The sequence below is a fragment of the Streptomyces sp. ACA25 genome, from assembly GCF_028200735.1.
In the GTDB taxonomy this organism is placed as follows: domain Bacteria; phylum Actinomycetota; class Actinomycetes; order Streptomycetales; family Streptomycetaceae; genus Streptomyces.
The window spans coordinates 351,305-363,471 of the sequence record NZ_JAQKPV010000004.1 but is presented as its reverse complement, the minus strand read 5'-3'; the positions used below and the strand labels follow the sequence as shown (position 1 = coordinate 363,471).

The following is a 12,167-nucleotide window of genomic DNA, read 5'->3' as shown; positions in this document are numbered from 1 at the left end:
GCGCCAGTCGAGTTCGCGGGAATCGCTGCGCCACTACAGGGAGTCCGCCTACCCTCCCAGTCACACAGAGAGGCGTCACCGCTACCCAACGTGGCGGCCGTTGTCAGTGGCATACGCCCGCTGCCGTTTCCCGTCCCTCGCGAGACCCGTAAGGATTCCCATGGTGCGTGCCGGCGCATTGACGCAGAGCCGACGCCCCGCCTTCCCCGGTGTGTGGCTCGTCCCTCCGCTCCTGGTCGCGGCCAGTGCCGTCATAGCGGTCCTCACCGTCCCCGCTGCCGCCCGGATCCCGGTGATCCTGTCCGGAGCGGTGGCGACGGCGGCCGTGACCGCGCTCGCCCTCGAGGTGGCGCGTCGCGGACGCGTGACAGCCGCCCTCGAGCGCCGGGTGGAGCACCAGCTCGCGGAGACCCACCGTCTGGTCCGGGAGCTCCCCCTCCTCATCGCCGAGCTCGAGCAGGAGGACAGCTCCGGCGAGGCCCCGGCCCGCAGTCCGGAGGCGCACCGCGCCGACCCGCAGCTCGCCCGCGCGCACGAGCATCTGCTGCACCTCGTCGCCACCGCCCTGCAGGACCGCGAGTACCAGCGGGACTCCGCCCGGCGCGCGATCGTGAACATCGCCTGCCGGATCCAGTCCGAAGTGCACCGGCTCCAGGACGACCTGCGGAAAATGCAGTTCCGCCACGGCAGCCCGGAGGTGCTCGGAGACCTGATGCACCTGGAGCACCGCGTCAACGTCGCGGGGCGGGTGGCCACCGGTCTCGCCGTGCTCGGCGGCGGCAGCCCGGTCCGCCAGTGGCAGAAACCGGTGGCCCTGTACGACGTACTGCGGGCGGGCAGCGCACCGATCGTCGAGTACCTCCGGGTAGAACAGCACCGGGTCGCCGACATCGCGGTGATCGGCGCGGCGGTCGAGCCGCTGATGCTGGTGCTGAGCGAGCTGCTGGACAACGCCACCCGGTACTCCCCGCCGAGCAGCTCGGTCGTGGTGAACACCGAGGAGGTGGCCTCCGGGGTGGAGATCTCCGTCGAGGACAAGGGCATGGGGCTGACCGAGGAGGCCCGGGCCCGGGCCGAGTTCCTGCTCACCCAGTCGGTCGACGGTCTCGACCTGGCGGACCTCGGCGAATCCGCCCGGATCGGCCTGCGCGTGGCCGGCATCCTGGCCACGCGGCACCGCCTGCGGATCTCGCTCCGCCCGTCGACCTGCGACGGCGTGCGGGCGGTGGTGTTCGTCCCGCACGAGCTGCTCACCCCGCTGCCGATGCCGGCACCGCTGCCGGGCAGCCGCACAGCACCGGCACCGGTACCGGCCGGCCGTTCGGTCCCGCAGCCGAGGCCCGGGCGGCTTCCTGCCGCTCCCCCGGCGGACCCGCCCGCTCCCGAGGACCCCGGCGTCCACGAGCGCAGCGCCGACGGGCTCCCGCAGCGCCGCCGCGGCCAGTCGGTCGCGGCTCCCGCAACGCCGTCCGGCGGCGGCCCGCGCCCTGCCCCCGGCGGCGGGCCCGGCGCCGGGCCGCCCGCGGAGAGCGGGCTGTGGATGGGGGACTTCTTCGGGCCGGCCGGCCCCGACGAGGCCCCGGCACCGGCCCCCTCCAGCCGTACCAGCAACGATTCCCGAAACTGAGGGTGGAGAGCACGTGACACAGCAGCGGCTCAAGGACATGGACTGGATGCTCGAGGACCTTGCCCTGAGTGTCCCGCGGACCCGCCATGTCGTGGTGCTGTCGGCCGACGGCCTGTGCATGGCCCGGTACAGCACCGACCAGGACACCGGCGACCGGCTGGCTGCCGCCTCTTCCGGCCTCAAGAGCCTGGCGCAGTCCGTGGCCGGGGAGTTCCCGCACAGCACGGGGGAGGTGCGCATGGTCGTCCTCGAGGTGGACGGCGGCTTCTTCTACCTGATGGCGGCCGGGGACCGCTCCTACCTCGCGGTGACGGCCGACGACGGAGTGGACGCCGGGCTGATGAGCCAGCGGATGAGAGATCTGGTCGCCCGGATCGGCGCCCACCTCTCCACCGCGCAGCGACTTCCCGAGCAGGCCACATGAACGCATCCGGCGGCCGTGGGAGCCGAGAGCGTCAGCACTGGGACGAGGGCACACCCGTCCCGCTGTACGTCGTCACCGGCGGGCGCAGCGAAGCAGCGGGCGAGTCCTCGGTGCTGGACCTCGTCACGCTGGTGGTGGCCCGGCATGCACCAGGGCCCGGCATGCCTCCCGAGCAGGCCGCGATACTGCGGATGTGTGTGAAGCCGCTCTCCGTGGCCGAGATTTCCGCGTACCTCGCCCTGCCGTTCAGCACGGTCAGCGTGCTGCTGGCCGATCTGGCCGCCGGTTCGCACGTGGAGATCCGGGAGGCCCGAGAGGCCCGGGAGGCCCGGGAGAGCGCCCCGGACACCCCCCTGCCCGAACCCGACATCGAGATCCTGAAGGCGCTGATCGATGGACTGCAACGGCTGTGACCCCGGCCGGGGCCCCCGGCCGGAGGATCTGCTGCCCGCCTCGACGGCGAAGTCGGTCAAGGTGGTGATCGTCGGCGGCTTCGGCGTCGGGAAGACGACGATGGTCGGAGCGGTCAGCGAGATCAGACCGCTCACCACCGAGGAGACCATGACCCGGGCCGGGATCGGGGTGGACGACGTCTTCGGCGTGGAACGCAAGACCGAGACCACCGTGGCCATGGACTTCGGCCGGATCTCCCTCAACGAGCGCCTGGTGCTCTACCTGTTCGGCACCCCCGGCCAGCAGCGGTTCTGGTTCCTGTGGAACGGCGTGCTCGAAGGTGCCCTGGGCGCGGTGGTCCTGCTGGACCCCCGCAGACTGGAGGACAGTTTCCAGGCGGTGGACCGGCTCGAGGAAAGCGGTCTCCCCTTCGTCGTCGCCGTCAACAGCTTCGCCGACGCACCCGTGCACCCGGTGTCCGCGCTCCGCTCGGCACTGGACCTCCCGGAGCACGTGCCGGTGGTCGACTGCGACGCCCGCAATCCCGACTCCAGCCGCCATGTGCTGCTGACGCTGATGCGCTACCTGTACTCGAACGCGACCTCGGAGAGACTGTGACCCCGCTGCCACCCGACTCGTTCCGCGCCAACGGTGCGACGGTGCCCCCACCCGGCTGCCCCGCACGCGCCGGCAGCACCGGCCCCCGGGCAGCGTTGTACGGCCCGGAGGCCACCACCGACCCGATGGGCCTGTACGAGCGGCTGCGGAACGAGCACGGCGCCATCGCCCCCGTCCTGCTGGAGGGCGATGTCCCCGCCTGGCTGGTGCTGGGCTACGACGAGATTCTCCATGTGGCCCGCAGCCCGCGGAGGTTCACCCGGGACTCCCGGTACTGGCGCGACTGGCAGGAAGGGCTCGTCCCGGCGGACGCCCCGGTCGTTCCCATGCTGGGCTGGCGGCCCAACTGCCTCTCCCAGGACGGCACCGAGCACCACCGGCTGCGAGGGGCGGTCAACGACAGCCTGGAACGCTTCGACCGCCGCGGGCTGCGCCGCAGCGTCAACCGCTACGCCGGGCAACTCATCGACCGGTTCGCCCGCGACGGCCGGGCCGAGCTCATCAGCCAGTACGCCGAGCAGCTGCCGATGCTCGTGCTGATCCGGCTGTTCGGCCTGCCCGAGGAGGAAGGGCCGCAGCTCGTCGGCGCCAGCCGCCAGCTGGTCCGGGGCAGCCGGAAGGCCGTCACCAGCGCCCAGTACATCCAGGACGCCCTGCGCCGGCTGGTGGCGGAGCGAAAGGCCAGGCCAGGCCGGGATCTGGCGACCTGGCTGCTGCAGCACCACTCCCAGCTCACCGACGAGGAGGTCGAGCAGCATCTACGGCTGGTGCTCATCGCGGCCAACGAGACGACCACCAACCTCATCGTGAACACCCTGCGGGTGGTCCTCACCGACCCGCGGTTCCGGGGCACGCTGAACGGCGGGCAGATCACGCTGGCCGGCGCGGTCGACCAAGTGCTGTGGGACGAGCCGCCGCTCATGGTCTGCCCGGCGCGCTTCGCGACCTACGACATGGAGATCGACGGGCACACCGTCCGCCGGGGCGATCTGCTGCTGCTCGGCCTCGCCGCCGGGAACGTCGACCCCGCCGTCCGCCCCGGCCCGGGCGCCGACATGCAGGGCAATCGCTCGCACCTGTCCTTCAGCAGCGGCCCGCACGAGTGCCCGGGTGCCGACATCGGCCGGGCCCTCACGGGCAGCGGCATCGAAGCTTTGCTCAAGCATCTGCCCGACCTGCGGCTGACGCTGGACGAGGAGGATCTGTCCTGGACCTCCTCCACCTGGGCCCGCCACCTGGACGCGCTGCCCGTCGAGTTCACCCCGCGCCGGGTGGGTGCCCGCCCCCCGGCGGCGCCCTTCCCACGGCTGCGGTCCGACGGGCCGGCCGCCCTCCCCGCCGGCCGCGCCGCCCCGGAAGATCCCCTCGGGCCTGCGCGCGGCCGTCCTGCGGCCGGAAGGCAACCCGGAGGCGGCTGACCGGCCGGTGAGACTGCGGCCCGGAGGCCGCCCCTGCCGCGTCGTGGCCTCACCGCCCGACGCACTCTCCGCACCTGGTTCCGGGCCGTACGTGTCCGCTGCCTGCTCCCGCCCCTCGTGTCAGTCGGACGATTAGACTCACCGGTGTGCCTCAGCTACGTCTCGCCCTGAACCAGATCGACGCATGCGTCGGTGACCTCTCCGGAAATGCCGAGGCGGTGGTCCGGTGGACCCGGTACAGCGCCGAGCACGGCGCCCACCTGGTCGCCTTCCCGGAGATGATGCTGACCGGGTATCCGGTGGAGGACCTGTCGCTCCGGTCCTCCTTCGTGGAGGCCAGCCGTACCGCGCTGCGGGAGCTGGCCTCGCGGCTGGTCCGGGAAGGGCTCGGCGGAACGCCGGTCGTCGTCGGCTACCTGGACCGTGCCGAGGAACAGCCCCGGTACGGGCAGCCCGCCGGGGCACCGCAGAACGCCGCTGCCGTCCTGCACCACGGCGAGGTGGTGCTGACCTTCGCCAAGCACCACCTGCCCAATTACGGCGTCTTCGACGAGTTCCGCTACTTCGTGCCCGGCGAGACACTGCCCGTCATCCGGGTGCACGGGGTGGACGTGGCCCTGGCGATCTGCGAGGACCTGTGGCAGGACGGCGGCCGGGTGCCCGCCACCCGCGCGGCCGGTGCCGGGCTGCTGCTCTCCGTCAACGCCTCACCCTATGAGGTGGACAAGGACGACACCCGGCTGGAGCTGGTCCGCAAGCGCGCCCGCGAGGCCGGCTGCGCGCTGGCCTACCTCGCGCTGACCGGCGGCCAGGACGAGCTGGTCTTCGACGGCGACAGCATCGTCGTCGATGCCGACGGCGAGGTGCTCGCCCGCTCCACGCAGTTCGCCGAGGAGTGCCTGCTGCTGGACATGGAGCTGCCCGCCGCCGCGGCCGAGGCGCCGTCCGGGAGGGTCGACGACGGCATGCACGTCCGGCACCGGACGCTGTCCGGTGCCCCGCTCCCCCGGTACGAGCCCCGCTGCACCGGGGGCGAGGCCGAGCGGCTGAGCACCGACGAGGAGGTGTACGCCGCCCTGGTGCTGGGGGTGCGTGCCTACGCCGGGAAGAACGGCTTCCGCTCGGTGCTCCTCGGCCTGTCCGGCGGCATCGACTCCGCCCTCTGCGCGGTCATTGCCTGCGACGCGCTCGGTGCCGACCACGTGTACGGCGTCTCGATGCCTTCCCGCTACTCCTCCGGCCACTCCCGGGAGGACGCGGCCGAACTCGCCCGCCGCACCGGTCTGCACTACCGGACGGTGCCGATCGGCCCGATGTTCGACGCCTACATGGAGTCGCTGGCCCTCACCGGCCTGGCCGAGGAGAATCTCCAGTCCCGGCTGCGCGGCACGCTGCTGATGGCCCTCTCCAACCAGGAGGGCCACATCGTGCTGGCCCCGGGCAACAAGAGCGAGCTGGCCGTCGGCTACTCCACCCTGTACGGCGACTCGGTCGGTGCCTACGGGCCCATCAAGGACGTCTACAAGACGATGGTGTTCCGGCTCGCCCGGTGGCGCAACGAGAGCGCCGCCAAGCGCGGGGAGACCCCGCCGATCCCGGAGAGCTCGATCAGCAAGCCGCCGAGCGCGGAGCTGCGGCCCGGTCAGGCCGACACCGACTCCCTGCCCGACTACTCGGTGCTGGACGCCGTACTGGAACGGTACGTGGACCGCGACCTGGGGCGCGCGCAGATCATCGCCGACGGCTTCGCCCCGGAGCTCGTTACCCGCGTTCTCGGCATGGTGGATGCCGCCGAGTACAAGCGCAGTCAGTATCCGCCGGGCACCAAGATCTCCCCCAAGGGCTTCGGCAAGGACCGCCGTCTCCCCATCACCAACCGCTGGCGCGAGACCGGCTGACCGCGCCCCGCGCCGGGCTTCACGGTTCGATGCGGGCGGCCACCGGAAGATGATCGCTGGTGGTCGCCGGCAGCGTCCAGGAGGACACCGGCTCGATCCCGCGCACCAGGATCTGGTCGATCCGGGTCACCGGGAACCGCGCGGGGAAGGTGAAACCGAAGCCCGCACCGGTCGCGCCCTGGGTGGAGCGCATGTGGGAGGTCAGCGGGGCGAGCGCCCGGTCGTTCATCGTGCCGTTCAGGTCACCGAGCAGCACCACCTTCTCCACCGGGTCGCCAACGATGCTGTGCGCGAGCCGGTCGGCCGCGTCGTCCCGCTGGCCGGCGGTGAAGCCCGCCCGGAACTGCAACCGCACCGACGGCAGGTGAGCGACGTACACCGCGATGTCGCCGTCCGGCGTGCGCACCGTGGAGCGCATCGCGCGTGGCCAGCCCATCCCGATGTCGACCGGCCGGGTGTGGCTCAGCGGGTACCGGCTCCACACCCCGACGGTGCCCTCCATCGCGTGGTGCGGATACGTGTCGGCGAGCGCAGCCGCGTAGGTGTCCCGCTGGCCGTGCGGTATTTCCTGCAGGGCGAGCACATCGGGCCGGGAGGAGATCAGGTCCTGGGCGGTGCCGGTCGGGTCGGGGTTCTCCGCGTCCACGTTGTGGCTGACGACCAGCAGCGCACCGCCGTCCTGTGTCTTGTCCGCCAGCAGGCCGCCGAACAGATTCAGCCAGAGTGCGGCGGGCACCAGCACCGCCAGCACGGCTGTCAGAGAACGCCGCACCACAGCGGCGGCCAGGAGCAGCGGAACGGCCAGGCCGGTCCACGGAAGGAAAGTCTGCAGGAGGCTGCCGAGATGGCCGATCGAGTTGGGCACCCGGGAGTGAAACAGCATCAGCAGGGTGGTCAGCAGTGCCGCGGCGGAGATCACCCACCCGCGTCGCCAGCGGCCCCGCCGGTCCTTCCACCTGGGTCGGCCACTCTGGTCGTCGACCGTGTTGCCCTCCTCCTGCTGCAGCGTGTCCTGGGGGTTCGTCCGTGCCATGGTGCTGCCCTCGCCGGCCCTTGTACGTCAGCCCGGGCACCCTACGCGAACCCGGTCGGACCCGGCATACTCCCTGCTCAGCGCTGCGGTATGCGGCTCCTTGCTCACAAGACGTTTCCGGATCGCCCTGCAGTTCCCGGACACCGCGGCCGTCCCTGTCCGGTTCCGGCTTCCCTCCCGGCGGGTGTCGGTGCGACGATGGGCGTGATCCGGGGACGCCGAGCGGGCGCCTCGAGACGACGAACAGGAGCACTGCGATGACGCAGCGACACGAGCCTGCCCGTAAGCCGGGCACACAGGAGCAGCCGGGGCTCTACGGCGGCAAGAGCAGCCGCCGCATCACCGTCCGGGACATCGCCGCCGCCAAACGGCGCGGTGAGAAGTGGCCCATGCTCACCGCCTACGACGCCATGACCGCCTCCGTGTTCGACCAGGCCGGGATACCCGTGATGCTGGTGGGCGACTCGATGGGGAACTGTCACCTCGGCTACGACAGCACGGTGCCGGTAACCATGGAGGAGATGATCATGCTGTCCGCCGCTGTGGTCCGCGGCACGCAGCGGGCCCTGGTCATCGGCGACCTGCCGTTCGGCTCCTACCAGGAGGGAGCCACGCAGGCGCTGCGCAACGCCACCCGGCTGCTCAAGGAGGCAGGGGTGGGGGCGGTGAAGCTGGAGGGCGGCGAGCGGTCCGCCGACCAGATCGAGCTGCTCGTGCAGTCCGGTATTCCGGTGATGGCGCACGTGGGCCTCACCCCTCAGTCGGTGCACGCCTACGGAGGCCACCCGGTGCAGGGCCGCGGCGAGGAGGCTGTCCAGCAACTGCTGCGGGACGCCAAGGCCGTGCAGGACGCGGGTGCGTTCGCGGTGGTACTGGAGCTGGTCACGGCCGAGGTCTCGGCCGAAGTGACCCGCGGTCTGCACATCCCGACCGTGGGCATCGGTGCCGGTGCTGAGTGCGACGCGCAGGTTCTGGTGTGGACGGACATGGCCGGCATGACCGACTGGGCGGGCGGACGGATGCCGCGCTTCATCAAGGAGTACGCCCAGCTGCGGCAGAACCTCGGTGACGCCGCCAGGGCGTTCGCCGAGGATGTCGTCGGCGGCACCTACCCGGGGCCGGAGCACAGCTTCACCAGCTGACCGCCGGAAGGCGGGAGAGGATGGTGGTCCCGCAGTACCGGCGGGGCCGTCGTCAGGCCCTCGGAGCGTGACGACGGCCCCGCCCGTCCGTCGGTCCGCCCCCGGCGGTCACGTCGCGGGGGTACCGGGCCGCTGCCGGGCCTTGCGGAGGTAGTAGTAGGCCATGTTCGAGGACAGCCCCGCGAGCAGCACCCAGACGATGCCCAGCAGCCAGCTGCTCTGGGCGAAGGCGACCACCGCCGCGACGACGGCGAGCGCGCAGAGAATCATGGCGAAGAGGGCCAGGCGGGGCATGGGACGGCTCCGGGGTCGGGGACGGGACGATGCCCCCATTGTCACCCACACCCCCGCGGCACCGACGCCGCCGCCCGTGCGGTGCCCCGGCCCTCCGCCGCCGGCTCCGGCGGGCGGGGACGGCGGGCGGGGGCCGTCCCCGGGGCGGTGCGGGTCAGACGTCGGTGAGCCGGACGCCCGCGTGGGCCCGGTAGCGTCGGTTCACCGAGATCAGGTTGGCCACCAGCGACTCGACCTGGTGCGCGTTGCGCAGCCGCCCGGCGAAGACCCCCCGCATGCCGGGGATCAGCCCGGCGAGCGCCTGGACGATCTCGCAGTCGGCACGGGCCTCGCCGAGGACCATCACGTCGGTCTCGATGCGCTCGGCCTCCGGGTCCTGGAGCAGCACCGCCGACAGATGGTGGAAGGCGGCCGTCACGCGCGAGCCGGGCAGCAGCGCGGCGGCCTGTTCGGCCGCGCTGCCTTCCTCGGGCCGCAGCGCGTAGGCGCCCTTCTTGTCGAAGCCGAGCGGGTTGACGCAGTCGACGACAAGCTTGCCCGCCAGCTCCTCGCGCAACGACTCGAGGGTCTTGGCGTGGCCGTCCCACGGCACCGCGATGATCACCACGTCGCTGCGCCGTGCGCACTCGGCGTTGTCCGCTCCTTCGACCCCCTGCTCGGCGAGCAGCGTCTCAGCCGCGACGGCCTGAGCCCGTTCCGCCGACCGCGATCCGATGATCACCCGCTGTCCGGCCCGGGCCAGCCGGTAGGCGAGCCCGCGGCCCTGGTCCCCGGTGCCGCCCAGCACACCGACCACGAGGCCGGACACGTCCGGCAGTTCCCACGGGTCCTTCGGCTGCTGCTTCCCTGCGTCTGTAGTCATGCTCCCGATACTCCCAGCATGCCGGGGACGGTGTCCCGGCACGTCCCCCGGGAGGGCACACCGTCGCACCAGGAGGTGGCCGCGTGAGCCGCGCAACCGAGTTGCTGCTGGGCGGGACCGTGCTGTTCCTCCTGGGGCTTGCCCTGCGGGTGTTCACCGCCGGGGTCGAGCAGGGGATCCTCGCGCTGAGCTACGTGGGCACGGTCATGATGGTCATCGGCGGACTGGAACTGCTCGGGGCCGGCTACCTGTTCCTGCGGAAGTGAGCCCGGCAGCGCCGGCCGGGCTCCCGACCCGGGGGCAGGACCCGGTGCGGGACCGGAGCCGTCCCGGCGAGGCAGGTCAGGGCTGCCCGCGAGGTCCGGCGGCCGGGCCGTCGGGGCCGCCACCGCGGCCTTCGTCACCGCCGTCCTCGCCGTCCTCGCGGTCGTCCCAGCGCGGGTCGGTCCGCCATTGCATGTTGCGGTCCCGGGCGGTGTCCATGGCCCGTGCGGCCTCGTCAGGGCTGGGGTAGGGCCCGAAGCGGTCCTTGGCCGGGCATTCGGGGCCTTCCTCGACCTTGCCGTGCTTGAGGCAGTAGAACCACTCACCGGGGCTGCCGACCGGTTTGCGACTGAAGAGAGCCATACCGCCATCCTGCCCGCCGGACGGCCACCCGACCACCGGCGGGCGCGCGCGATTAGACTCACAGGCATGTCTGGCCAGTCTCTCCTCGTCCCCGGCACCATCTCGCCGATGCGTACCGTCCCCTCCTCGATTCCCCGCCCCGAGTACGTGGGCAAGAAGGCTCCGACCCCTTACTCCGGTCCCGAGGTGCAGGACGCGGAGACCATCGAGCGGATGCGGGCCGCCGGGCGCCTCGCCGCGCAGGCCCTGGCGGAGACCGCGGCGCACATTGCTCCGGGGGTGACCACCGAACAGCTCGACGAGGTGGCGCACACCTTCCTGTGCGACCACGGCGCCTATCCTTCGACACTCGGCTACCGGGGCTTCCCCAAGTCCCTGTGCACCTCGGTCAACGAGGTGATCTGTCACGGCATCCCGGATTCCACGGTGCTGCACGAGGGCGACCTCGTGAACCTCGACATCACCGCCTACCTCAACGGAGTGCACGGGGACAACAACGCCACCTACTTCGTCGGCGGCGAGGAAGCCGTGGACGAGGAGTCGCGGCTGCTCGTGGAACGCACCCGGGAGTCCCTGAACCGGGCCATCAAGGCGGTGCGGCCGGGTCGGCAGATCAACGTCATCGGCCGGGTCATCGAGTCCTACGCCAAGCGCTTCGGCTACGGCGTGGTGCGGGACTTCACCGGCCACGGCATCAACACCTCATTCCACTCCGGGCTGATCGTGCCGCACTACGACGACCCGGGCTCCACCACCGTGATCAAGCCGGGCATGACGTTCACCATCGAGCCGATGCTGACTCTGGGTACCTACGACTGGGAGATGTGGGCGGACGACTGGACGGTGGTCACCAAGGACGGGAAGAGGTCGGCACAGTTCGAGCACACCCTGCTGGTGACGGAGAGCGGTGCGGAGATCCTCACGCTGCCGTGATCGCCCCTGACCGGCCGGGATCACTCCTGACCGGGAAGCGCCGTGACGGGGGTCCGGCGAGGTAGCGTCCGGAAATTTTACCGACAGCCCGTCGGGAACAGCTTGACTTAGGTAAGCCTAAGTAGGGAGGATGGCGGGTGCGGCGGTCAGCCGCGCCCGATTCCCGGTTCCGGAGGCCCTCTTGACCGCGTCCGACGCGACCCCGTTCTCCACCCTGATCCGCGATGCCTCGCACGAGCAGCACACGGAGGCCGAGAACTCGTCCTTCATGAGCGACCTGCTCGGCGGCAGGCTCGGACCGGAGGCCTTCACCCGTTACACCGAACAGCTGTGGTTCATCTACCGCGCCCTGGAAGCCTCCGCCGACCGGTTGTCCGGCGACCCGGTGGCCGGTCCGTTCATCCGGCCGGAGCTGGCCCGCACCACGGCGCTCGAACGAGATCTCGGCCACCTGCACAAGGGAGCGGACTGGCGGGCGACGCTCACACCGCTGCCCGCCACCGAGGCCTACGCGGCCCGGATCCTTCAGGTGGCGCGGGACTGGCCCGGTGGCTACGTCGCCCACCACTACACCCGCTACCTCGGCGACCTCTCGGGCGGTCAGATCATCCGCGGCACCGCCGAGAAGACCTGGGGCTTCACCCGCAAGGGGGACGGCGTCCGCTTCTACGTCTTCGAGGACATCGGCAACCCCGCCGCGTTCAAACGCGAGTACCGGACCGCCCTGGACGCCCTCCCCGCCGACGGGGCGGAGAAGCTGCGGATCGTGGACGAGTGCCGGCGCGCCTTCGCCCTGAACACCGCGGTCTTCCGGGATCTGGCCGAGGTCACCGTCCGCTGACGGCCCGTCTGCCGCAGGCGAGCGCCCGCTCCTCCGCACGGAAGGAGCGGGCGCCGC

At 71.7% G+C, this 12,167-nt stretch carries 14 protein-coding genes; 10 read left to right on the top strand and 4 right to left on the bottom strand.

Features of this window, described 5'->3' with window-relative positions; genetic code table 11:
• Positions 1-160 precede the first annotated feature (160 nt).
• The 6 genes from PJ985_RS09730 to PJ985_RS09705 all read left to right on the top strand — a co-directional run bounded on the left by PJ985_RS09730 (position 161) and on the right by PJ985_RS09705 (position 6,378).
• Positions 161-1,627 carry an ATP-binding protein gene (locus tag PJ985_RS09730; RefSeq protein WP_271683201.1) on the top strand — a complete coding sequence of 489 codons (1,467 nt, stop codon included), beginning with the start codon at positions 161-163 and terminating at the stop codon, positions 1,625-1,627.
• Positions 1,628-1,664: 37 nt separating this feature from the next.
• Positions 1,665-2,051 carry a roadblock/LC7 domain-containing protein gene (locus tag PJ985_RS09725; protein ID WP_271683264.1) on the top strand — a complete coding sequence of 129 codons (387 nt, stop codon included), beginning with the start codon at positions 1,665-1,667 and terminating at the stop codon, positions 2,049-2,051.
• Positions 2,048-2,464: a DUF742 domain-containing protein gene (locus PJ985_RS09720; protein WP_271683200.1), complete on the top strand. Its 417-nt coding sequence runs from the start codon at positions 2,048-2,050 to the stop codon at positions 2,462-2,464. The genes PJ985_RS09725 and PJ985_RS09720 overlap by 4 nt, the downstream gene beginning before the upstream one ends.
• Positions 2,445-3,062, top strand: a complete 618-nt coding sequence (locus PJ985_RS09715) for a GTP-binding protein (protein ID WP_271683199.1) — start codon at positions 2,445-2,447, stop codon at positions 3,060-3,062. The genes PJ985_RS09720 and PJ985_RS09715 overlap by 20 nt, the downstream gene beginning before the upstream one ends.
• Positions 3,059-4,480 carry a cytochrome P450 gene (locus tag PJ985_RS09710; protein WP_271683198.1) on the top strand — a complete coding sequence of 474 codons (1,422 nt, stop codon included), beginning with the start codon at positions 3,059-3,061 and terminating at the stop codon, positions 4,478-4,480. Before PJ985_RS09715 ends, PJ985_RS09710 begins: the two co-directional genes overlap by 4 nt.
• A gap of 146 nt (positions 4,481-4,626) precedes the next feature.
• Complete coding sequence (locus tag PJ985_RS09705; RefSeq protein WP_271683197.1) at positions 4,627-6,378, top strand: NAD+ synthase; 1,752 nt, start codon at positions 4,627-4,629, stop codon at positions 6,376-6,378.
• Positions 6,379-6,397: 19 nt separating this feature from the next.
• On the opposite strand, the gene PJ985_RS09700 is transcribed toward PJ985_RS09705, so the two are convergent.
• Positions 6,398-7,411: an endonuclease/exonuclease/phosphatase family protein gene (locus PJ985_RS09700; RefSeq protein WP_271683196.1), complete on the bottom strand. Its 1,014-nt coding sequence runs from the start codon at positions 7,409-7,411 to the stop codon at positions 6,398-6,400.
• 257 nt (positions 7,412-7,668) lie between these two features.
• Between PJ985_RS09700 and panB the strand changes: the two genes are divergently transcribed.
• Positions 7,669-8,553 carry a 3-methyl-2-oxobutanoate hydroxymethyltransferase gene (gene panB / locus PJ985_RS09695; protein ID WP_271683195.1) on the top strand — a complete coding sequence of 295 codons (885 nt, stop codon included), beginning with the start codon at positions 7,669-7,671 and terminating at the stop codon, positions 8,551-8,553.
• A gap of 108 nt (positions 8,554-8,661) precedes the next feature.
• On the opposite strand, the gene PJ985_RS09690 is transcribed toward panB, so the two are convergent.
• Both PJ985_RS09690 and npdG read right to left on the bottom strand, forming a co-directional pair.
• Positions 8,662-8,847 (bottom strand): hypothetical protein, encoded by a 186-nt coding sequence (locus tag PJ985_RS09690; RefSeq protein ID WP_271683194.1) that lies wholly within the window; start codon positions 8,845-8,847, stop codon positions 8,662-8,664.
• Positions 8,848-9,001: 154 nt separating this feature from the next.
• Positions 9,002-9,709 carry an NADPH-dependent F420 reductase gene (gene npdG / locus PJ985_RS09685; protein WP_271683193.1) on the bottom strand — a complete coding sequence of 236 codons (708 nt, stop codon included), beginning with the start codon at positions 9,707-9,709 and terminating at the stop codon, positions 9,002-9,004.
• Between the two features lie 83 nt (positions 9,710-9,792).
• On the opposite strand from npdG, the gene PJ985_RS09680 reads away from it, so the two are divergent.
• Positions 9,793-9,975: a DUF5708 family protein gene (locus PJ985_RS09680; RefSeq protein WP_271683192.1), complete on the top strand. Its 183-nt coding sequence runs from the start codon at positions 9,793-9,795 to the stop codon at positions 9,973-9,975.
• Between the two features lie 76 nt (positions 9,976-10,051).
• On the opposite strand, the gene PJ985_RS09675 is transcribed toward PJ985_RS09680, so the two are convergent.
• Positions 10,052-10,336 (bottom strand): hypothetical protein, encoded by a 285-nt coding sequence (locus tag PJ985_RS09675; protein ID WP_271683191.1) that lies wholly within the window; start codon positions 10,334-10,336, stop codon positions 10,052-10,054.
• Positions 10,337-10,402: 66 nt separating this feature from the next.
• Here PJ985_RS09675 and map point away from each other — a divergent pair, with 66 nt between their 5' ends.
• Together map and PJ985_RS09665 are read left to right on the top strand one after the other, a co-directional pair.
• Positions 10,403-11,269: a type I methionyl aminopeptidase gene (gene map / locus PJ985_RS09670; protein ID WP_271683190.1), complete on the top strand. Its 867-nt coding sequence runs from the start codon at positions 10,403-10,405 to the stop codon at positions 11,267-11,269.
• A gap of 130 nt (positions 11,270-11,399) precedes the next feature.
• Positions 11,400-12,110 carry a biliverdin-producing heme oxygenase gene (locus PJ985_RS09665; RefSeq protein ID WP_271683189.1) on the top strand — a complete coding sequence of 237 codons (711 nt, stop codon included), beginning with the start codon at positions 11,400-11,402 and terminating at the stop codon, positions 12,108-12,110.
• The last annotated feature ends 57 nt before the right edge of the window (positions 12,111-12,167 follow it).